The organism is Pseudoalteromonas sp. Ps84H-4 (genome assembly GCF_024124645.1).
Lineage (GTDB): Bacteria > Pseudomonadota > Gammaproteobacteria > Enterobacterales > Alteromonadaceae > Pseudoalteromonas > Pseudoalteromonas lipolytica_C.
Window position 1 is genome coordinate 1 of sequence record NZ_JAMXSK010000009.1, and the last position, 21432, is coordinate 21432.

Consider the following 21432-nt stretch of genomic DNA (forward strand, 5'->3'; position numbering starts at 1 on the left):
TAAGAAGAAGAAATTTATAACATCAGTTACTGGAAAAAGCAGGAGTATTGAATTATTGATTGAAAAAGATCAGTTACCTGAATTTAAGTAGGGGCAACTGATCAAAATATATGTGAAAGAGTACTAGAACCTAGGGCCTAGCGCCTGATGACGCGGGGTAAACCCGCTGCTACAAATAGGTGTGAAACGAGTCTGACGGCTGAAAGCTGACGGCTAAAATGTGAAAAAGGGCCCGAAGGCCCCTAACAACATTATTGAATAGCTATAAAGGAAATTACAACTTGGTTAGAACTGGTTCATAGTATTTGCTTCACCACCGGCTTTAAGCGCATTTTCACCAGAGAAGTACTCTTTATGAGTATCACCAATGTTAGAACCTGCTAGGTCTTGGTGTTTCACTGATGCTTGCTCACGGCGAATTTCTTGACGTTGTACGTCGCGAACATACGCTAGCATGCCTAGGTCGCCGAAATAGCCTTCTGATAGAATATCAGTGCTTAGCGCCGCTGTATGGTAAGTTGGTAGCGTGATTAAGTGGTGGAAGATACCCGCTTCACGTGCACCATCTTTTTGGAAGTTTTGCACAAGTACGTCTGCTGCCGCCGCAAGCTCTGTGTCATCCATTTCTGGTGCCATTAATGCCTTATTGTCATCGATGCTTGGGTAAGCTGATAAGTCTTTACCTTGCTCTTGCCACTCAGCATATACTTGCTCACGGAATTTAAGTGTCCAGTTGAACGACGGAGAGTTGTTGTATACCAGCTTAGCATTAGGTACTTGCTCTTTAACGCGGTTAACAAGCTCAGCGATTTGTTTAACGTTTGGTTTTTCTGTTTCAATCCACAGTAAGTCAGCGCCTGATTGTAAGCTAGTTACACAGTCTAGAACTACGCGGTCTTTCTCTGTGCCTTCACGGAACTGGTATAAACCATTATCTAAACGTGTTGGTTTGCAAAGCTGGCCATTAAGCTTCATTGCTGTGTCGCCCTCGTTTAAGTCATCAACACTGTTTACTGGTGTTGTTTCAAGGAACGACGTGTATTGGCTAGCAAGGTCGCCAGGTGTTTTAGATACTGGCACTTTTTGAGTAAGGCTTGCACCTAATGAGTCTGTACGAGCAACGATAATGCCGTTATCAATACCCAGCTCTAAGAATGCGTAACGCACTGCGTTAATTTTTGCTAAGAAATCTTCATGCGGTACAGTTACTTTACCTGCTTGGTGACCACATTGTTTTGCGTCAGATACTTGGTTCTCGATTTGGATAGCACATGCACCCGCTTCAATCATCTTTTTAGCCAGTAGGTAAGTTGCTTCTTCGTTACCGAAACCCGCATCGATATCAGCAATAATTGGCACAACATGGCTTTCGAAGTTATCAATTTTATCTAGCACAGCTTGAACGTCACCGCCGTTTGCTTTCGCTTGGTCTAGGTCTTTGTAAAGGTGGTCAAGCTCACGTGCATCTGCTTGCTTTAAGAAGGTATAGATTTCTTCGATTAGCGCTGGAACAGACGTTTTTTCATGCATACTTTGGTCAGGTAATGGACCAAACTCAGAGCGAAGTGCCGCAACCATCCAGCCACTTAGGTATACATAGCTACGTTTAGTTGTTTTGTTATGACGTTTAATTGCCATCATCATTTGCTGTGCAGTGAAACCATGCCAACAACCTAATGATTGTGTGTATTGGCTGTGGTCAGCATCGTAGGCTGCCATGTCTGCACGCATAATGTCTGCAGTGTATTGAGCAATGTCTAGACCCGTACGAAAACGGTTTTGTAAGCGCATACGGCTTGCGTATTCAGGGTTGATTGACTGCCACGTTTTGCCTTGTGTTTGACATAAAGTAGCTAGGTTATCGGTTTCGCGTTGATATGTTGTCATAATAAAAGTCCTTCGAACGGGTTATCTATTTTTTGTTAGTGAGAGTGGCTACTGGCGTTTGCTTCGTAGCGCTTAATTCAACATTAGGCGGATTTTTTGGATTTAGTAAATTTATAGTTGTTATTGCCACTATATTTTTAGTGAATGGTAAATAGCCTGCTTATTAGCCTTTTTTACGATATGGTTGAACCATGAATGATCAAATTACGCTCGTTTAAAGGACATTATTATGACCACTCTCTCACTTAACGGTTTAAGCGTTGATCAACAACTTGCACAGTTTGTTGAACAGCAACTTCTACCAGGAACAGGCATTAGCACAGATACTTTTTGGCAAGGTTTTGCTGATATCGTCAATGAATTAACGCCAATCAATCGCGCGCTTTTAGAAAAACGCGAACAACTACAAGCCAAGATTGATGACTATCACAAGCAGCAACCGGTATGGGATGCAGCTAACTATCAAGCATTTCTTGAAGATATTGGCTATCTCGTTCCTGAGCCAGCTAGTTTCAGCATCGAAACCGAGCAGGTTGAGCCTGAAATCGCCAGCACCGCGGGGCCGCAGCTTGTTGTGCCAGTAAGCAATGCACGCTTTGCTCTAAACGCAGCGAATGCTCGCTGGGGCTCGTTGTATGATGCGCTGTACGGCACTGATGTTTTAAGTGAAGATGACGGCGCCGAAAAAGGCTCTACATACAACCCAGTACGCGGTTTTAAAGTAATGGCTTATGCCCGCCAGTTCCTCGATAAAGCATTGCCTTTAGCAAATGGCTCACACATCGAAAGTACCAGCTATGCAGTGGTAAATAATGAGCTTTTAATCACATTACGTGACAGCAGTCAGGTTCGCCTAGCTAACCCTGAACAACTTATTGGTTACCAAGGTGAAGCGCAAAATCCAAGCGCTATCTTATTGAAAAATAATGGCTTACATATAGAGCTGCAAATCGACCATCATCATCCAATAGGCCAAGCAGATAAAGCAGGCCTTAAAGATGTACTACTAGAAGCAGCCCTTACAACGATTATGGACTGTGAAGATTCCGTTGCTGCCGTTGATGCTGAAGACAAAGTAAACGTATATCAAAACTGGCTTGGTTTAATGCAAGGAAATCTTGTAGAAGCATTTAACAAAGGCGGTGAAACCATTGAGCGCCGTTTAGCACAAGACCGCCAATATCAAGGTGTAAATGGGGAAACAATCACGCTAAAAGGCCGTAGCATGATGTTTGTGCGTAATGTTGGCCACTTAATGACTAACCCTGCAATCCAAGATAGTGAAGGCAATGACGTGTTTGAAGGCATTATGGATGCCATTATCACCAGCACTGCAGCGCTTCATGATTTAAAAGGCACAAGCACCCTCAAAAATTCAACGGCTAATAGCATTAACATTGTCAAACCAAAAATGCATGGCCCAGAAGAAGTGGCATTCACTAATACCCTATTTACCCGCGTTGAGCAGCTGCTAGGCTTACCAGCAAACACCATTAAAATGGGTATTATGGATGAAGAACGTCGTACTTCAGCTAACTTAAAAGCCTGTATTTTCGAGGCTAAAAACCGTGTTGTATTCATCAATACCGGTTTCTTAGACCGTACTGGTGACGAAATTCATACTTCAATGCAAGCAGGTGTAGTATTGCCAAAAGGCGCTATTAAACTTGAGCCTTGGATCAGCGCATACGAAGACCGCAACGTTGATATTGGCTTAGCTACAGGTCTCAGTGGTAAAGCACAAATTGGTAAAGGTATGTGGCCAATGCCAGATAAAATGGCGTTAATGATGGAACAAAAAAGTGGTCATCCGAAAAGTGGTGCAAATACCGCGTGGGTGCCCTCTCCTACCGCTGCAACTCTGCATGCAATGCATTATCACGATATTGATGTATTTGCTTGCCAAAAAGCGCTTATGGACCGTAAAGAAGCAAGCCTTACCAGCTTACTCACTCCACCGCTTATGAAAGATGCCAGCAGCTTAAGCAAAGAAGATATTCAAGCCGAACTTGATAACAATGCACAGGGTATTTTAGGTTATGTTGTGCGTTGGATTGACCAAGGTATTGGCTGCTCAAAAGTACCAGACATCAACCATGTTGGCTTAATGGAAGACCGTGCCACACTGCGTATTTCAAGCCAACACATGGCCAACTGGCTGTATCATGGTGTTTGTTCTGAAGAGCAAATTAGAAAAACCATGGCACGCATGGCGAAAGTCGTTGATGGCCAAAATGAAGGTGATCCTGCTTACAAAAATATGGCTGATTCAGCCGAAACCTTAGCGCAAAGCGTTGCTTATCAAGCAGCGTTAGCCCTTGTTTTAGAGGGAGTTAAACAACCTAGTGGTTATACTGAACCATTATTGCATGCGTTCCGTATAAAATATAAGTCGTTAAATTAGCCACTACACAACTCTCCTTCGAGTTTCATGTGTCGTTCATAGCAGCCTAAGGGCTGCTTTTTTTTGACTAATATCAATTGATACCAATCCGCAATAATACTTAATTATTTTGAGGGATTAAACCTGTCGCTACCTGCGTTAAAAATTTCTGATTTAGAACAACTAAATAACGAAATTTTTGCCTTGTTATCAACGAGGTTTTATTGCCTCAAAATAGACCACTAAATTAAGCGTATTGGTATAAACTCATAACGACAGTGAATACTCATCATTCATGGCATAATAAAAATCTATTAAAAAAGGGGCATTTGTTACCAAATGCCCCTTTTCACGTACTAATACGTACTAATTTTTTAAAATTAGTTTTTGACAATCGCATTGTGATAAACGTTTTGCACGTCATCACAGTCATCTAGCATAGAAATAAACTTTTCAAAGTTTGCGATATCATCTGGATCTGTGATGTCTGTATGAACTTGTGGAACAAACGTGATTTCGTCTACTTCAAAGTTAATACCTTCAAATGCTTCTTCAAGGGCTGTTTTTGCTTTGTAGTACTCTGTGTGAGGAGCGAATACTGACACTTTGCCATCTTCTACTTCTACATCTGTTACGTCTACATCAGCCATCATTAGCGCTTCTAGTACCACTTCGTCGTCATCACCGGCAAAGCCTAAAACAGCTAAGTGGTCGAACATATGCGCTACACAACCCGGTGTACCAATTTTTGAATCTGTTTTTGTAAACGGTAAACGTACATCTTTGATAGTACGGTTAGGGTTATCAGTTAAACAGTCAACAATAACCATACAGTTACCAGGGCCGTAGCCTTCATAACGTGCTGGAGAATAGTCTTCCCCTGCCCCACCGGCCGCTTTTTTAATTGCGTTATCGATTACGTGTGCTGGTACTTGGTCTCGTTTCGCACGCTCAATAATACGCTTTAGCGCTTGGTTAACTTCTGGATCAGGTTCGCCATTTTTAGCAACAACGTAGATTTCTTTACCGTACTTAGAATTTACTTTAGTTTTTGCATTGGCTGTTTTAGCCATGGCGTTTTTGCGGACTTCAAATGCTCTGCCCATCTTATGCCTCTATGAATACATTTGATAATTGCCGATATTTTAGCAACTCATGAACGCTTGGGCTAGTACTAGGGCATTTTGAAAAATAAAAAACTAACAATAAATCTCAGGAAAAATAAAAAACAAGTCTATTTAACATAACATCTTATTTTCTTGAAATGAGCCAACCAATTTAGGTAAGTCTGAAAAATGATGCAGTACGTAGTCAGCCTGATTTGCGTATTCAGGAATTTCATCCGGAGCGTACAAACAAGCGCGCATATTTGCATTATGGGCAGCTTGAATATCAAATAAGTAATCACCAACATAAAGTAGCTCAGACTGATCAAGCTCCCATAATGTCGCAATAGCATTCAAGGCGCTTGGATCGGGCTTAGCAGGCGCATCAGAGCGAGTTAACACTGTTTCTATAGGTAAAGGGTTATTCTTTAATTTAATGGCAGCAGCACGGTCATAGTTTCGAGTAACAATTGCCATTGGGATATTGTTTTCTTTTAACCGTGTGATGGCATCTGCAACACCAGGAAGTAAATGTGAGTGCTGGGCATCTAACAATTCATGCTGATGTACTATGTTCATCGCTTCTTCACGCATATAAGGTGAAGGTAAAGAAGCGATATAAGCGAGTAAGTCTTTTTCTACAGGACAGCCAACCTGCGCTTTGATTAATGAAAAGTCAAGTTCAGAAGAGACCAAGGTACCATCTAAGTCGAAGATTACACCGCGTATATTGTTGTCATGGATAGTCATATAAATCCCTGTATATGAGAATTGGGAAAGTTTTGGTGCCCATTAATAAGATAGTTTACGAAATCAGTTAATTAAAGGATCAAAGGATTAAAAAAGTAACTTTTTTAATCCTTTAGTATAAGAAAATTATGGTTCAACAGGCTCAAACCTTGCCTCAAGCCAAGTGTCATCTTGACTAAACGTAAGAGTTTTAACTTTACCTTTGCCTTCAATGTTTACCATATTAACTTGTGCTGGCCACAGGTCACGTAATGCTCCGTTGCTCATTCGAATACCATGAATTCCCTCAGGGATCGTTACTTCTTGATAAACCCAAAAGAATTTACCATCAACTTGCGCACCCACATCTTTAAGCTCAAGCGGCTTACCATCTAAAGTTTGTAGGGCAATATGTGACTCAACATAATCAGCAAAACGCTTTTGGTCGTCTTTATTACTTAAAATATCAGCATGACCGTCAAATAAGTGCTCTACCGCATGCTCAGTATCGTGTAAATAAAAGCGATGCATTAGCTCAATATTATTAGTGCGTTTATTAAAAAGTACCGTTGTTACAGATGCTTTTAACTGGTGCGCCATAGTTGGCGCACTCAGTAATAAAGCAAAAATAATGGCTGCAAAGCGCATTATTGTTGCTCCTCAGCATCTTTTTCGTCGTCTTTTTTCAGCTCAGTTTTAATATCTTGCATGATATCGCGGCTAACTTTCGCTTTACTCTTCTCACGTTTGTACACTTCAATACGTGATGGAATAATACGACGCGGATAGTTATTGTTTTCTACATCAACATCCGCAGTTTCCCAACGCGGGTCAACTGTAACAGACACTAGATTTTTACCCTTGTCTGTGACAATGAGCTTTTGAACATGCTTGTGATTACGACGCCAGATTTCAGCAGGAATGTACTGCTCTTCTTTCGTACCATCTTCATAAGTAAGCTCTAATAAGATAGGCATTACTAAACCACCTAAGTTTGAGAACTCAAGTACGTAGTAGTTTTTATCTTCTTTGATTGCACGCTCAAACGTTTTACGTTCCCAAGGTTCTAAGCCTTTTAGGAATTTGTTATACGCGTTGCGCTCTTTATTAGTTACCGTGAAGCGGTCATTTTCGTCATAGAAGTCAGTTACATCTGGGTTTTCTTCAACCCACAGTTTTTTACCTTCTTCTTTATTACGTTTTACGAATAACGGCATTGGCTTATCAGCTTCGATATCGCGTAAACGATTAAAGTCGATATCAGGGTTTTTCGTATCTAGACGTAGTTGGTAAACTTTATCTAGCGAGATATCAACGTGATCTGTGGTGTAGAACCAGCCACGCCAGAACCAATCTAAATCAACACCAGACGCTTCTTCCATAGTACGGAAAAAATCAGCCGGAGTAGGGCGTTTGTACTTCCAACGCTGTGCATATTCTTTAAATGCAAAGTCGAATAACTCACGGCCAAGGATCACTTCACGTAAAATGTTAAGTGCCGCCGCAGGCTTAGTGTAAGCATTTGGGCCTAAACGCAATACGCTGTCTGACTGAGTCATCACCGGTACTTGGTTTTCTGACTTCATATACTCAACGATATCGCGAGGTTCAACTCCCCACGGAATTGTGTGGTCCCATTCACGACCTGCAACTCCATCTAAGAAACTATTTAAACCTTCATCCATCCACGTCCACTGACGTTCATCAGAGTTAACGACCATAGGGAAGTAAATATGACCAACTTCGTGGATTACAACGCCAATTAAGAAGCGCTTTTCAGCTTGTGAGTATGTACGAGTACCATCGTCTTGTAGGTCAGTTCGCGGTCCATTAAAGGTGATCATTGGGTACTCCATACCACCTACAGGGCCATTTACAGACTGAGCAACAGGGTAAGGGTAATCAAATGAGAAGCGCGAATACACTTCCATTGTATGAACGACAGCTTCAGTAGAGTACTTTTTCCAAAGGTCGCCGCCTTCTTTCGGGTAGAAAGACATCGCCATCACTAACGGCTGATCGTTACCACCTTGATGATAGCCTTTAGCATCCCACATAAATTTACGTGAAGAAGCCCATGCAAAGTCACGAACATTTTCAGCTTTGAAATGCCATGTTTTCGTTTTATCAGTGCCTTCTTTTTCGTTTTCTAGCGCTTCTTCTTCAGTCACGATGAAAACAGGTCGTTTAGCGTTTTCAGCTTCTTCTAAACGTTTACGCTGCGTGCTAGTCAGTACATTACGAGCATTATCAAGTTTACCGGTTGCAGATACAATGTGATCAGCTGGCACGGTGATCTCTACATCGTAGTTACCAAATTCAAGCGTAAACTCACCACTTCCTAAGAATGCTTTGTTTGTCCATGCTTCGTAGTCTGTGTATGCAGCAAGTCGCGGGAACCACTGTGCTAGCAAAAAGATATCGTTACCATCTTCTTCAAAGTGCTCATAACCCGAACGAGCACCCACGGCATCTTCTTCAACAATGTTAAAGGCGAAGTCCATGCTGAACTCAACGTCTTTACCCGGTTTAAGCGGCTCGTTTAAGTCGATACGCATTAAGGTATCTACTACAGTAACTTTAAGCTCTTTTCCGTCTTCGTCTTTAACATTGGCGATTTGATAACCCAGCTCGTTGTCGGCCATGAATTGCTGACGACGTAACTGACCTAAGCTCAATTTAGTTGATTTTGGCTGAGGGTCACCTTGCAGTGTTTTACCATTGAAGGTTGATGTCATTTCTGCAATTGAGTCAGATTTAAAGATATTTTGGTCTAACTGTAACCAAAGATACTTTAATGTATGAGGTGAATTATTTTTGTACTCAATTTTCTGACTTGCCGTTAAACGACGTTTTTTCTCATCAAGCTTTACGTCGATGTCGTAGTTAACTTGTTGCTGCCAGTAATTTTCTGCAGGTGCTCCAGCGGCACTACGATAAACATTGGGAGTTGGGAGTGCTTCATCCAGTTGACGAAACTTGTCAACAAATGAACCTTTTGTTTGCTCAACTGATGATGCCATAACCGTAGACGATACAGCTAAAGGCAACACCAAAGCACTCAGCGTTAGAATTGCTTTTTTCATTGTTAATCCTGTAAATTTTGCGTGAGCGTACCTTCTCAAACTGCTAACAAAGTTGCAATAAAATAACGATAAAGTGCGGTATTTTTCAGGTAGTATTCATACTTTTAAAACTATTTATTTTTGTCCTGCCAAATAGCCTTTTAAGTACAAGTGTAAAGGGGGTTTACATTACACTTGCTCAATTTTAGTTCAGCACAAATTCATGCCAAAGTATTAATGTTAAATATAAAGGTTTTTGTTTAACTAGTTTAACTATCTAAAGAAAGATTAAATGGTCTGTTAAATGCATAAAATAATGTGACTGAAGTGTAATAAAGATACCGTCAAATTTTGCACATAAGCTTAAAAATGAAGGGTGATTAGATGAAGTTTTATATTGTAAAGAAAGACTCTCGTTTAGCAGCCATTCCAGCTCAAGAAGCAATTCTTAACGAGTACGAAAATCGTGGTTTTGAATTTGTAGAAGTGATTGCCGCCTGTGATGAGTCAGATGCATTATCGCGCACAAACCCGGTGATAAAAAGGCCAAAAAAATGGCTGATTTACCCAACTGCCTTCATAATTTTATCCTTTGTTATATTTATTTTCGCAATAAATTAAATTTTATGGCATTTTCTATTGAAATTTACTGCCATTTATATTTAAAATCGCCCACTTTTTTGATTTTGGGGTCTGCGTAGTTCGTAATTGCGCCTCAAAATGTTTTGGTAATCAGCATAGAATTCGGTGAGCGTATGGATTTTTATATCCTAAAAAAACAACAAGAACTAATTGCAATTCCAGCGGACGAACAAAATTGTAAACAGTACCTAGATTCAGGGTATTTTTATATTGATAAAGTAGCAGCTTGTAATGAAAGTAATGCACTTAAAATATTACAAGCAAAGCAAACTAAAGCGCTTAAAGTACCATTAATTATGGCTCTACTGGCGTTACCTATGGTTGTATTTGCCTGGTATAGCTTAAGTTAGCAAGCCAGGCTGGGCATCTTGGCTCAGCTTAGGTATATTGACGCTCTTAATAAATAATAAGAGCGTTAAATGAAAGTCCTTCATACATCTGATTGGCATTTAGGCCAACAATTCTACGAGCACTCCCGATTCGATGAACATCAAGCGTTTTTAGCTTGGTTAACCGATACGCTTGTTTCAGAACAGATCGACTTACTGCTAGTTGCGGGTGACATTTATCATACGGCAACACCACCTGCCAGCGCAGAAAACCAACTCTACCAATTTATTAAAACCACCAAGCAGCATTGCCCTGACTTACACATAGTCATTATTGCTGGTAACCACGACTCTGCAAATCGGATAATGGCTGCAAAACCTTTATTAGCTCAATTTGATACGCATGTTGTTGGCCGCTTTGATAGTAACGCCCCTCATGAAGTAGTACTGCCAATCAGCACAAAAAACGGCGATGCGAATGTTGTTGCCATGCCATTTTTACGTAGCAGTGATTTAAGCAGCTATAACCGCCAACAAGAGCAACAGTTAAGTTATAACCAAGCCGTTGCCCTTGCTTATAAAGATGCATTACAAGCCGCAAGTGAATTACCAAATGCGCCATTAATTGCGATGGGCCACTTACATGCAAAAGGCGGAGACATCTCATCAGATTCTGAACGCAATTTAGTTATTGGTGGCGAAGATGCAATATCGGCTAGCATATTTACAGATCAACCTGATTATGTCGCGCTAGGGCACCTTCATAAAGCACAAACCGTCGCCAAAAAAGACACCATTCGCTACAGTGGCACGCCAATGCCGATGTCATTTTCTGAAAGACGCTATCAGCATCAAGTTGTGATAGTTGAGCTTAGTGACTCAGGTACTACTGTAAACCCCCTTTACATTCCTAGCTTTTGTAAAGTCATGTTGCTGCCAGAAAAAGACTGTGTGCCACTAAACGAATTATGTGAGCTTATAAAACAACTCGATTTAACAGATGAAGATTTAGCGCCATACCTGCGGGTTAAATTGAGCGCCCATGACACTGACACCACTTTCAGAGAACAAATAGAACAAGCCCTTGAAGGTAAGCAGGTTAAGTTTTGTGGTATTGAAAGGGTGCGTCAGCAGAGCAGCCAGCAAGACGATGAACAAACCCTATTTGAAGATGTCTCGCAAATTGAAGCGCTAAACCCACACTCACTTTTAGAGCAAGCATTTGCAAACAATAAAGATATGGCAGGGCAGGCTGTACCAAAAGAGCTAGAAAGCTTATTAAGCCAAGTAATCGATGAATTGAATGCGGAGGATCTACTATGAAAATTTTAGCGATTCGTGTTCATCAACTAGCCTCTATCTTAGACGCCGAAGTCGACTTTAGCGCTTCGCCTTTAAAAGAAGCGGGGTTGTTTGCCATCACGGGTGATACCGGGGCGGGTAAAAGTACTTTACTCGATGCTATTTGCTTAGCGCTTTATAACAAAACAGCAAGATTACGTGGTGATACAGGCAATAAAATTGACTTTAACGGCGACAATATCAAACTCAATGACTCGCGAAACTTATTACGCCGCGGGGCAGGGCAGGGCTTTGCCGAAGTCGACTTTATTGGCCAAGACAAACAATCATATCGCGCAAGATTAAGCTTTAGCCGAGCGCGTAATAAAGCCGATGGCAAATTACAACCCGCACAACATAGCCTGTACTCATTACCTGATGAAACTCTAATTGCTGATAGGAGTGCTGCTGGTAAAGAAATCGAGCGTATTATCGGCTTGAGCTTTGAGCAGTTCTCACGAGCAGTACTGCTTGCACAGCATGAATTTGCCGCCTTTTTAAAAGCAACTGGGGATGAGCGTGCGCAACTACTTGAATGCTTAACAGGCACCGATAAATTCAGCCGTATTGGCCAGCGAATTTTTGAACGCCATCGTGAACAGCTGCAAGCTTTAGAGCAGTTAAAGCTAAGTTTAAGCAACTATCAGGTTTTAAGCCCTGAACAGGTCAAAACGAAACAAGCAGAACAAAAAGCGCTTGAGGCTAAACTTGCTGAGTTGCAAAAACAAATAAAACAATTTGAACAGTACCAAGCGTGGTACAAACAAGCATCTCAGCAGCAGCAACAACTAAACCAAGCTGAGCAAGCCAAGCAAGAGTTACAGCAACAAATGCACGCGCTTGCTGAAAAAGCCACTGAAGCGAAACAAGCTCAGCAATGCCTAGAAATAAAAGATAACCGCGAACGTGTGGCGACTCTTAGCGTTCAACATGAGCAACTAATTAAAAACCGTAAGCAGCTTTTAAACGTTGATCATAAAACGCTGATCAAAGACGCTGAGCAAACCCTTGAAAAGCAAACCGCACAACTAAACCAAGCTAAGCAAGCACAAAAAGACGCGCAACCTATTATTAGCCTGGCCCGTGAACTAGATAAGCAACTTGCTGTATTAAACCAGCAAACAGCGGCGCAAAAATTACAAGCAGAGAAAGCAAAGCACCATCATCAAGAGCTGAGTAATACACTAAATAGCCATAAAGCAGAGCAGCAAAAACAGCTAGAGCAACAAGCACAAATAAATAGCTATTTAGAAACACATGCACAATGGCAACCATTAGCAAAAGACTGGTCATTCTATAAAAGTGAGTTAAGCCGCTTTAGCCAGCAACTGCACACAATTAGCCAATCACAGCAAAATGTAAAAGCTCTTCAGCCTAAAATTGAAGAGCAGCAAGCAGCCGCGCAGCACTGTAAAACTAAATACCAAGCCCTTGAGCAAGAAATTAAGCGCTTAAACGAGCAAGATGCCGCCTTTAAATCGAGTTTAAACACCCAATCAATGGCGGATATTGATGCGGGGCTTGAGGCAATTAAGCACCTGATTGAAAAGCGCCAAGTGTGGCAAACTAATCAGCAGCAGTTAAAAAATTGGCAAACCCAGCTAAATACATTAAGCCAAACTGAGCAGCAACTACAAACGGCATTGAAAGATGCGCAGCAAGGTGCAGAGCAAGCACAGCAGCAGGTTTCGTTTTGTGAGCAAAACTTACAGCAAGTGCAGTTAAGAGCCAGTGAAGGGGTCAGCCAGTTACGTGCCACCTTAAAAGCTGGGGAGCCGTGTGCAGTATGTGGCTCAAAAGAGCACCCCTTTATGCATGAAGAAATGGTAAACGAGCAATTTAGTCAACTTATTAACGACTTTACCAACCAGTTAACTAACGCCAAACAGCACTTAAAAGCTCAGCAAGCATTACAGCAAGCTAAAAGTAATGAGCTGGCGGCATGCAGCCAACAGATAAGCTCGTTAACAGGGCAGATCTCAGAGCTGAGCGCTCAACAACAGAGCCTCAAAGAAACCATGGCGGCTAATCGAACTGAGCTAAATGATTTAACCGAAGATCAGTTAAACGAGCGTCAGCAACAGCTAAGCTTGCAAAAACAGCAGTACTACAAAACCCTTGAACAACAACAACAGCTGCAAAACACGCTTTCGGCTAAGCAAGCTGAGTATAATCAACAAGGGCAAGCGCTACATAGCAAAGAGCAGCAATTAAATGAATTGCAGCAACAGCTAAATAATCTGCAAACTCGTTTAAATGAGCTCAATGATGAGCATGAGCAGCTCTATACCGCACTAAATCAACAGTTCACCAGTGCACCTTGGTGGCAGGCACTCAATACACAAAGCATTTCTTTAGAGGTCATTGCAGAGCACGCTGAGGCTTATCAAGCTTCGCTGCAAACGGCGGATGAGCTTAAAACTAGCTTAAAAGCCATTGAGCAGCACCTTGCACATGTAACGCCGCAGCTTAACGAAGCACATACCTCTTTAACTCAGTACAACGAGCAACTAAGCCAAACTCAAAACGAACTTACGCAGATACAATCAAAGCGCGAGGGGTTATTTAGTAACGCAGCGATATCGGTAGATGAGTTTATAGCAGAGCTTGAAAAGGCGATAGATTCAGCGCAGCAGGCACTACAACTTGCCCAAGCAACCCATAGTAATGCGGTGAAGGCGCGTGACGAACAAGCCATTCAAATCGCCAATTTTGACGAGCGTGAAAAAGAACTCGCCGCTGAGCAAGGGGCACTTAATAAGCGCTTTAGTCTGTGGTTTAACGATTTTAAAACGCAGCACCCAAGCTTAGATGAGCAAGCCGTTAGTCAGTTATTAACAATAAGCCCCGCTGAAATCAAACAAACTCTGGCAGATTACCACACCAGCGAAAGTAGCTTAAAAGACGCAGAGGCGCTTTTAAAACAACGACAACAGGCATTGGCTCAGCATCAAAAAGATAAGCCAGCTCTCGGTGAAGATGAGCTGCAAACACAGCTTAATCAAGCCACAGAGCAACAAGTGCAAACAAATAACGCATTATTGCAAGTTGCAACGGAGCTTAAAACCCATCAACAAAATAGCCAAGCGCTTGAAGATAAACAAAAGCAATTGGTTGATCAGCAAAAAAGCTATGAGCACTGGCATCTACTCAATAAGGTGCTAGGGGATGCCAGCGGTAAAACCATGCGTAATTTAGCGCAAACGCAAACTTTAAAAATACTGCTACATTATGCGAATAGTCACTTACAGACACTAAATAAACGCTACAAATTAACAGCCATAGGGCAAACGCTCGATATCGCTATTATCGATAAAGACATGGCCGATGAGCAGCGCTCTGTTAATACATTATCGGGGGGTGAGTCATTTTTAGTATCGTTAGCACTGGCGCTAGGGCTTGCTTCGTTGTCGTCGAATAAAGTACAGATAAACTCTTTGTTTATCGACGAAGGGTTTGGTACGTTGGACAGTGAAACGTTAAGCATCGCGATGGATGCTCTTGATTCTCTGCAAGCACAAGGCCGCAAAGTCGGGGTTATTTCTCACGTATCTGAAATGACCGAACGCGTTGCCACGCAAGTGCATGTAGCGAAAAAACCAGGTGGTTATTCGACCATCTCTGTTATTTAAAGGATTAGCATGCCAACTTTTAATCACGAAGAAGCAAGTCACTACGACGAACGTATTTTGCGCCTAGTTCCAGGTTATGAGCTATTACATCAAGCAACCGCCGCCCAACTGGCAACCACGCTGAGCGATGATGCGCGCATTTTAGTGGTTGGTGCCGGAACAGGTAAAGAAATCATCGAATTAGCGGCGCTAAAACCAAGCTGGCAATTTATTGCTCAAGATATTTCACAAGACATGCTCGATATTGCCGAGCAACAGTTTGGCCAGCATAACATCAGCGATCGCGTATCAGTACACTGCGGTGATATCAACGACATCGACACTCAATGTGACGCCGCACTGTGTTTACTGGTCATGCATTTTGTTGAAGATAACGGCGATAAAAAAGCGCTATTAAAAGCGATTCACAGCAAGCTTAAGAAATCGAGCAACTTATACATTGCCGATTTAATGCGCCCAGAAACCACTTTTGAGCGCGAATCTCAACTACAGCTGTGTACACAGTTAGGTTTAACAGAAGTCGGCGTAGAACGCATGCGCCACAACCTAGAGCACGAGTTTTACCCATTAGACCGCATTCGTTTTTCAGAGTTAATGAATGAAACCCGCTTCAGCACCCCAAAACAATATTTTAAAGTGCTTGGTTTTGCTGGGTATGTGGTTGGGAGTTAGCTACGTTCTAGAGCAGTCAACTCGTAGGTTGGGTAGAGCGCAGCGAAACCCAACAAACTTAGGTAAAGTTAGCGAGTTACAAGGGGAAAGAGTAAAACGACATCACGTAGGCGCGAAATTTATTTCGCGCGATGGTTCTAACTTTACTCTTTGAACTTGATAACTTCACTTAATAGTTGAGCTTAATCTTGCCTTGAATATCAGCTTTGTGCCTTGAGTCAACAACATATCTGAACTTTAGGTCATCGACTGTATTAGGTGAATTTAGTATATAAATTTCTATTGGCTAAAACCTCAAGCCTAGGCGCAACTTTGCTGCGTCCCTTGCCTTGACTTGTTAAGTTGCTTTGCTTTCTTTTTATCTCGAATCCATAAAACAGAGCCATTAGTTTTCTTCATTTCAAAGAGGTCTATAGCTTGAAACAAATCGCTTAACTTCTTATATCCATAATTTCGCTGATCAAAAGATGCATGATTAGAAATGTGAGTGCCAATTGGCCCCAACATAGCCCAACCGTCGTCTTCTTCTACTGCCTCAATTGCCTGTCTCAGCAAATTGATTAGCTTGGTGTCACTTTTTATATTCTTTCCTTGCTTTTGGATAGGCAACTCTTTGCCTGTGTCTTCGTCTAAATATAGGAAGCGAGAGCAACTATTAACGAAAGCTAATGGTGCTTTACGTTCACCAAATCCAATCACGAACTTGCCATCTGCTAATGAACGAGTTACCAGCGGAGTAAAGTCACAATCAGATGATACTAGACAAATAATATCAATATCTTTTGTGTATAAAACATCCATGACGTCAATGACTAATGCCATATCAGTAGCATTCTTGCCCTTAGTAAGGTCAAACTGTTGAATGGGTTGGATTGCGAACTCGTGGAGTACATCCTCCCACGGTTTCAGATTCTGATTTTTCCAGTTTCCATACGCCTTTCGAATATTGACTACACCATAACGAGCCAACTCGGAAAGTACCTTTTCTATCTTCTGGGCAGGCGCATTATCAGCATCAATGAATACTGCAATTTTTTCTTTATCCTTCATGGTGCTTCCTTGCAACTTAACAGCGTATTACCGAGAATTCCCGTTAACACTCAATGTGTCAATTTCCAGAATTATCAATATACGGTTATTAATAATCTAATTTTTAATAACTTACACATAGCCAAAAGGAATTACAATTGTTTAGGCTACTCTATAACCATAAATTTAATTACTCGAGAATAGATAGAATTGCATTACGAGAAATGATTATTTATACATTTACACTTTGAATACCAGCTTCTCTCAGAGCTGATTTTTTGAACAATCACGTTAACTAATCTTGGGGCAAAACGTTTTAGGTCGTCTGTATTAGGTGAATTTCGCATAAGAATTTCAATGGAGCAACGCCGTGCTAAACCACACAAAACGCTTGGCTAAAATTAGCGATGAACTAACGTAAACCTAGCTTTAGACGACCCTCGCTTAAACGGCTTGTTATATGGCTACTTACTCTTTCTCTTTATTAAATAGGCGATATATCGATAACTGAAAAGCAGACCAAATACTATTAAACCAAATTTAAATGGAAACCACTCCAAGCCTGTCTCCGCAAGACCGACTAAAATACATAGCCTATAAAGAGGCTCCCAAACGATACAAATTAAAGAGTAAGCCAAAGCATCTGGCGCAAGTAAAATAGCAAATTTTAGCTTCTCTTTTAGCAAATTAAACATCAACTCTCAAAGTAACATAATGCCCAAATATTGGGCACACTTGCGTTCCAGCCAAGCTCAGCGAGCGATATAATTTTGTTAGTCACTCACTTCAACTTTGCTAAGTACATAATTTGAGAAAGCTGAGCATACCACTAAGAAGAATTTTGCATCGTCGAATGTAATTCTACTTTGTTCAAGTAGTGCATGACGAATTCCATTTTCATCTGAAGTAAACCCATATAAGCTGGAAAATGCAGTTTTCAATGCAGAATGGAGAGCTATTTGCTCATCGAGTTTTTTTATCAATTGACCAAGAGTTCCCTTTTTTCCTGTGATAATAGAAACCAAGCTCTCTATAGCACTGATGGATTCTTTAATTGAGTTGCGATAATCAGGGTTATTTCTATCTGATAAAAGTTGTAGAGATCTTTCTAAATGCAACTTTACTGCTTCTTCACTATTTAATATAGCTTTATCTATTTCTTCTAATTGCTCCCTTTCTGTTATTTGAGCGATCTGACCACCGACAAATCGATAGGCCGACATTTCCCGTTCTAATATCTGATTGCAGGCTACTTGAAAGTGGTCACGAAACTGATATTTCTCGTAATTTTGCGAGCAAAACTCAATAAAGTCATAAACTTCATACCAGCTACATCCGAAAAAATAACCTCTAAGTTGGCTATGAACCTCGACCCAGCGGGGGCTTAAAGTATCTAATGGATATTTGAAATAATTAAGCCAAAGTTTTTCACATAGGCTGTAAATTTGAGGATTACTATCTCTACTGATAAAGTATCCATTAAATGAAGAAGATATATCATCCCAAATTGATACTTTTAACAAACTCCAGAGTGAATTTAAGAGTGCTTCGTCAACTGACTCTAATTGAATACTATCCCTAGCTTGTTTGTATCCAAATCTTTCTGAAAACCTCACCTATACCTCCTTGAGTGGAAAAAATTTTATCGTGCACGCTTCGAGCATCTTTCTTCCGATGTCACGCTCATATATTTAATAAATCTACTATTAACAAATAACGGAATGCATTGCTAACTGTAAATTTTTTTTGATGTTATAGATATTCATAAAGAAAAATGGCTCAGCGCTGATTTTTATCATATTTGCAGGGTATATGGTTGGGAGTTAGCGAGTAATGAACCATCGCGCGAAATAAATTTCACGCCTACGCGATGTAACTTTACTCTTTACTCTTGAAACTCATTAGCTAATGGTTTTGAGTCTGAGAGCTGACGGCTGATAGCTGACAGCTCTTTTTAATTCCGAGAACCTAATACCCCGCGGCCTGACCGTCTTTGCGAGTTTCAGATGCGCCGTAATAAACGCCGGTTTTTGGGTCTTTCAATATAGCTTGATAACCACCGTATGGGCCAACCGCGTCTTGTAAGGTATGGCCTTTTTTCATTAACTCGCGGCGGGTTTCCATCGAAAAACCTGACTCTAAGCTAACAAAACCGCCGTCTTCCATGATTTCACCGGTTGGTTGCGATGAACCTGTGTGCAGAATACGCGGTGCATCACCGGCTTCTTGCAGGTTCATACCAAAATCAATCATGTTGATCAGTATTTGAGCATGCATTTGTGGCTGTGTGGCACCGCCCATTACACCATAACTCATATATGGCTTGCCATCTTTGGTGACAAACGCAGGAATGATTGTATGAAATGGTCGTTTGCCTGGCTCATATTGGTTCATGTGGCCTTTTTTAAGCGCGAACATTTCGCCACGGTTTTGCAATACAAAACCTAATTTTGCCGGTGTCATACCTGAGCCCATGCCACGGTAATTACTTTGAATAAGTGAAACCATGTTGCCGTCTTTATCGGCGGTCGTCATATAAATGGTATCGCCTTCTACTGGGCCTGCATGGTCGCGTTTTGCGGCTTTATTAGGGTCTATCAGTTTGCGTCTTTCATCAGCATATTGCTGCGAAATGAGTGTTTGTACGGGAATGGTGTTAAATGCTGGATCGGCGTAGTACTTAGCACGATCTGCAAACGCGAGCTTTTTCGCTTCAACAAAGGTATGTACGTATTCTGGGCTATCAAAGCCCATTGCTTTGATATCGTAACCTTCAAGAATATTGAGAATTTGCTGTGCAGCAATACCTTGGCCATTTGGTGGTAATTCCCAAAGGGTATACCCTCTATAATCGGCGCTCACAGGTTTAACCCATTCACTATGGTGGGCAGCTAAATCTTCATAGGATAAGTAGCCGCCGTTTTCCTTCATGTAACGACCAATTTCTTTAGCAATATCGCCTTTGTAAAAGGCATCTCGGCCGCCTTTGGCAATTTTACGATAGGTGTTTGCAAGGGCTGGGTTCTTAAATATTTCCCCTTTTTCTGGCATTGCCCCATCAGGCATATATACATCTTTGAAGCCTGGGTATTTACCACGAGCAGCCACACTTTTTTGCATGTAATAGGCAATCAGTTCAGACACAGGGAAACCATTTTCAGCGTAGTCGATAGCAGGTTGGAGTAAGGCTTTCATTGGTGTTTTGCCAAACTTTTTATGTAACTCAAACCAACCATCTACCGCACCAGGTACCGACACAGGCAATGGCCCATAAGCAGGAATGTAGTCACCTTGTGCTTTTAAAGTATCAAAAGACAAGCTTAGTGGTGAACGGCCAGAGGCATTTAAACCGTAAAGTTGCTTGCTTTTGTTATCCCAAACAATGGCAAATAAATCGCCACCAATTCCACACCCGGTCGGTTCAACCAGACCAAGCACTGCATTTGCCGCAATAGCTGCATCAATGGCATTACCACCGTCTTTTAATACTTGTAAGCCCACTTGCGTAGCTAACGGCTGTGATGTTGCAACCATACCTGATTGTGCGATGACTTCAGAACGACTAGCAAAGTTATGGCCAGTGATGCGATCGTAAGCTTGAGTAGCGCCTGTTGTGCCTAAGCATACTGCTAGCACTAAGCTTTTAATGAGTGGAGTTGGTTTCATAGTTCTTGCCCTTTTTATTTATCACTATAAAAAGCAATTAAAGATCAGGCAATGGCTTTGCGATCGAGCGCGAGAAAACACGATTGACTTCAAAAAATACCAAAACCGCAGCTAATTTACCTTAAACAAAGCCAAATTAGTAAATAGCAGAACCATTCAGACACTGCTCTGCAACTGGTGAAGTTTCACCACTTGAGTTTATGTTCCCAGCGACAAACTGATCAATAATCGCCGCAATTTGGTTTTCTTGCTTCATGCTATCAAGCGCCTTTTGCAGCGCGGTAACTACCTCTGGCGATGTGTTTTTGTTAAGCGCTAAATAATTCCCCACTAAAGCAGGGTGCTTTAGCTCAAATACCGGAGTCACTTGCTGAGGACTCATACCTACATTCATCAGTTGCGATGTTAGGGTGAGTGACGAGCCAATCAGCAAGTCATGCTTACCTTGCTTAAACATCTTTAGCTCTTCAAACTTTTTTGAATAGGTTAAAAACTGCTGGCCCTCAGTAAGATTAAAATCAGCAAGAACTGTTTGATAAACATCACCACGCGATACGCCAATAGTATAGTTTTGCAACGACTTTGTACTACTTACTTTAATGTCGTTACGCTCATTTAAACGATATAAACATGAGTGCCCTGAGACCAATGGCCCAACCCAATAAAATTGTTTCTCTCGTTTTGCGGTACGCGATGTTGAATATATTCCTGTATGCGGTTGGCTCATTGTCAGTGACATGCCTCGCTTCCAAGGCAATACATTGAACGTACAATTTAGCTTGGCTTTTTCGCACAAAGATTCCATGATTTTGGTGTTAATACCAGTGAGTTGGTTGTGCTGCATAAAGTTATAAGGAGGAAACACTTCGGTATATAAAGTCAGTTGTTCCGTGCTAGCCACTGCAGTGCTGACTGTGAATAAACTAAATAGTGTTAAATGCTTATACATCG

At 41.4% G+C, this 21432-nt stretch carries 15 protein-coding genes; 6 read left to right on the forward strand and 9 right to left on the reverse strand.

Translation table 11 applies throughout. The features are described from left to right. Positions 1–285: 285 nt before the first annotated feature. The gene (locus tag NH454_RS09670; protein WP_199526123.1) at positions 286–1887 is read right to left on the reverse strand and encodes an isocitrate lyase; all 1602 of its coding nucleotides are present in this window, start codon (positions 1885–1887) and stop codon (positions 286–288) included. 226 nt (positions 1888–2113) lie between these two features. On the opposite strand from NH454_RS09670, the gene NH454_RS09675 reads away from it, so the two are divergent. Beyond that, positions 2114–4291 (forward strand): malate synthase G, encoded by a 2178-nt coding sequence (locus tag NH454_RS09675; RefSeq protein ID WP_253038990.1) that lies wholly within the window; start codon positions 2114–2116, stop codon positions 4289–4291. 359 nt (positions 4292–4650) lie between these two features. On the opposite strand, the gene NH454_RS09680 is transcribed toward NH454_RS09675, so the two are convergent. The 4 genes from NH454_RS09680 to NH454_RS09695 all read right to left on the reverse strand — a co-directional run bounded on the left by NH454_RS09680 (position 4651) and on the right by NH454_RS09695 (position 9191). Beyond that, a complete protein-coding gene (locus tag NH454_RS09680) occupies positions 4651–5376 on the reverse strand; it encodes a YebC/PmpR family DNA-binding transcriptional regulator (RefSeq protein ID WP_105180590.1) in 726 nt (241 codons plus the stop codon). A 132-nt stretch (positions 5377–5508) separates the two neighbouring features. Beyond that, positions 5509–6126, reverse strand: a complete 618-nt coding sequence (locus NH454_RS09685; protein ID WP_135926674.1) for an HAD family hydrolase — start codon at positions 6124–6126, stop codon at positions 5509–5511. Between the two features lie 126 nt (positions 6127–6252). Next, the gene (locus tag NH454_RS09690; protein ID WP_199526124.1) at positions 6253–6753 is read right to left on the reverse strand and encodes a DUF6702 family protein; all 501 of its coding nucleotides are present in this window, start codon (positions 6751–6753) and stop codon (positions 6253–6255) included. Then, a complete protein-coding gene (locus NH454_RS09695) occupies positions 6753–9191 on the reverse strand; it encodes a M1 family metallopeptidase (protein WP_253038880.1) in 2439 nt (812 codons plus the stop codon). Before NH454_RS09695 ends, NH454_RS09690 begins: the two co-directional genes overlap by 1 nt. Before the next feature lie 363 nt (positions 9192–9554). Here NH454_RS09695 and NH454_RS09700 point away from each other — a divergent pair, with 363 nt between their 5' ends. The 5 genes from NH454_RS09700 (at position 9555) to NH454_RS09720 (ending at position 15786) form a co-directional block, all read left to right on the forward strand. Beyond that, positions 9555–9791, forward strand: coding sequence for a hypothetical protein (locus NH454_RS09700; protein ID WP_135926671.1), 237 nt, complete (start codon positions 9555–9557; stop codon positions 9789–9791). A gap of 134 nt (positions 9792–9925) precedes the next feature. After that, complete coding sequence (locus NH454_RS09705; protein WP_135926670.1) at positions 9926–10162, forward strand: hypothetical protein; 237 nt, start codon at positions 9926–9928, stop codon at positions 10160–10162. 69 nt (positions 10163–10231) lie between these two features. After that, on the forward strand, positions 10232–11464 hold the full coding sequence (locus NH454_RS09710) for an exonuclease SbcCD subunit D C-terminal domain-containing protein (protein ID WP_253038881.1): 1233 nt from the start codon (positions 10232–10234) through the stop codon (positions 11462–11464). Next, positions 11461–15114, forward strand: coding sequence for an SbcC/MukB-like Walker B domain-containing protein (locus NH454_RS09715; protein ID WP_253038883.1), 3654 nt, complete (start codon positions 11461–11463; stop codon positions 15112–15114). The genes NH454_RS09710 and NH454_RS09715 overlap by 4 nt, the downstream gene beginning before the upstream one ends. A 9-nt stretch (positions 15115–15123) precedes the next feature. Next, complete coding sequence (locus NH454_RS09720; RefSeq protein ID WP_253038885.1) at positions 15124–15786, forward strand: class I SAM-dependent methyltransferase; 663 nt, start codon at positions 15124–15126, stop codon at positions 15784–15786. Positions 15787–16086: 300 nt separating this feature from the next. On the opposite strand, the gene NH454_RS09725 is transcribed toward NH454_RS09720, so the two are convergent. The 4 genes from NH454_RS09725 to NH454_RS09740 form a co-directional block, all read right to left on the reverse strand. Then, positions 16087–16836, reverse strand: a complete 750-nt coding sequence (locus NH454_RS09725; RefSeq protein WP_253038887.1) for an NYN domain-containing protein — start codon at positions 16834–16836, stop codon at positions 16087–16089. A gap of 752 nt (positions 16837–17588) precedes the next feature. Then, positions 17589–18431, reverse strand: coding sequence for an AbiJ-NTD4 domain-containing protein (locus tag NH454_RS09730; RefSeq protein ID WP_253038889.1), 843 nt, complete (start codon positions 18429–18431; stop codon positions 17589–17591). A 352-nt stretch (positions 18432–18783) separates the two neighbouring features. Next, positions 18784–20481, reverse strand: coding sequence for a gamma-glutamyltransferase (gene ggt, locus NH454_RS09735; protein ID WP_253038891.1), 1698 nt, complete (start codon positions 20479–20481; stop codon positions 18784–18786). 136 nt (positions 20482–20617) lie between these two features. After that, positions 20618–21430 carry a transporter substrate-binding domain-containing protein gene (locus NH454_RS09740; protein WP_253038892.1) on the reverse strand — a complete coding sequence of 271 codons (813 nt, stop codon included), beginning with the start codon at positions 21428–21430 and terminating at the stop codon, positions 20618–20620. Between the last annotated feature and the right edge of the window lie 2 nt (positions 21431–21432).

What these genes read in the sequence shown, in the direction of transcription:
- NH454_RS09670 (WP_199526123.1), bottom strand. Translation starts at nt 1,887, where the DNA reads ATGACAACATATCAACGCGAAACCGATAACCTAGCTACTTTATGTCAA.
- NH454_RS09680 (WP_105180590.1), bottom strand. Translation starts at nt 5,376, where the DNA reads ATGGGCAGAGCATTTGAAGTCCGCAAAAACGCCATGGCTAAAACAGCC.
- NH454_RS09685 (WP_135926674.1), bottom strand. Translation starts at nt 6,126, where the DNA reads ATGACTATCCATGACAACAATATACGCGGTGTAATCTTCGACTTAGAT.
- NH454_RS09690 (WP_199526124.1), bottom strand. Translation starts at nt 6,753, where the DNA reads ATGCGCTTTGCAGCCATTATTTTTGCTTTATTACTGAGTGCGCCAACT.
- NH454_RS09695 (WP_253038880.1), bottom strand. Translation starts at nt 9,191, where the DNA reads ATGAAAAAAGCAATTCTAACGCTGAGTGCTTTGGTGTTGCCTTTAGCT.
- NH454_RS09700 (WP_135926671.1), top strand. Translation starts at nt 9,555, where the DNA reads ATGAAGTTTTATATTGTAAAGAAAGACTCTCGTTTAGCAGCCATTCCA.
- NH454_RS09705 (WP_135926670.1), top strand. Translation starts at nt 9,926, where the DNA reads ATGGATTTTTATATCCTAAAAAAACAACAAGAACTAATTGCAATTCCA.
- NH454_RS09710 (WP_253038881.1), top strand. Translation starts at nt 10,232, where the DNA reads ATGAAAGTCCTTCATACATCTGATTGGCATTTAGGCCAACAATTCTAC.
- NH454_RS09715 (WP_253038883.1), top strand. Translation starts at nt 11,461, where the DNA reads ATGAAAATTTTAGCGATTCGTGTTCATCAACTAGCCTCTATCTTAGAC.
- NH454_RS09720 (WP_253038885.1), top strand. Translation starts at nt 15,124, where the DNA reads ATGCCAACTTTTAATCACGAAGAAGCAAGTCACTACGACGAACGTATT.
- NH454_RS09725 (WP_253038887.1), bottom strand. Translation starts at nt 16,836, where the DNA reads ATGAAGGATAAAGAAAAAATTGCAGTATTCATTGATGCTGATAATGCG.
- ggt (WP_253038891.1), bottom strand. Translation starts at nt 20,481, where the DNA reads ATGAAACCAACTCCACTCATTAAAAGCTTAGTGCTAGCAGTATGCTTA.
- NH454_RS09740 (WP_253038892.1), bottom strand. Translation starts at nt 21,430, where the DNA reads ATGTATAAGCATTTAACACTATTTAGTTTATTCACAGTCAGCACTGCA.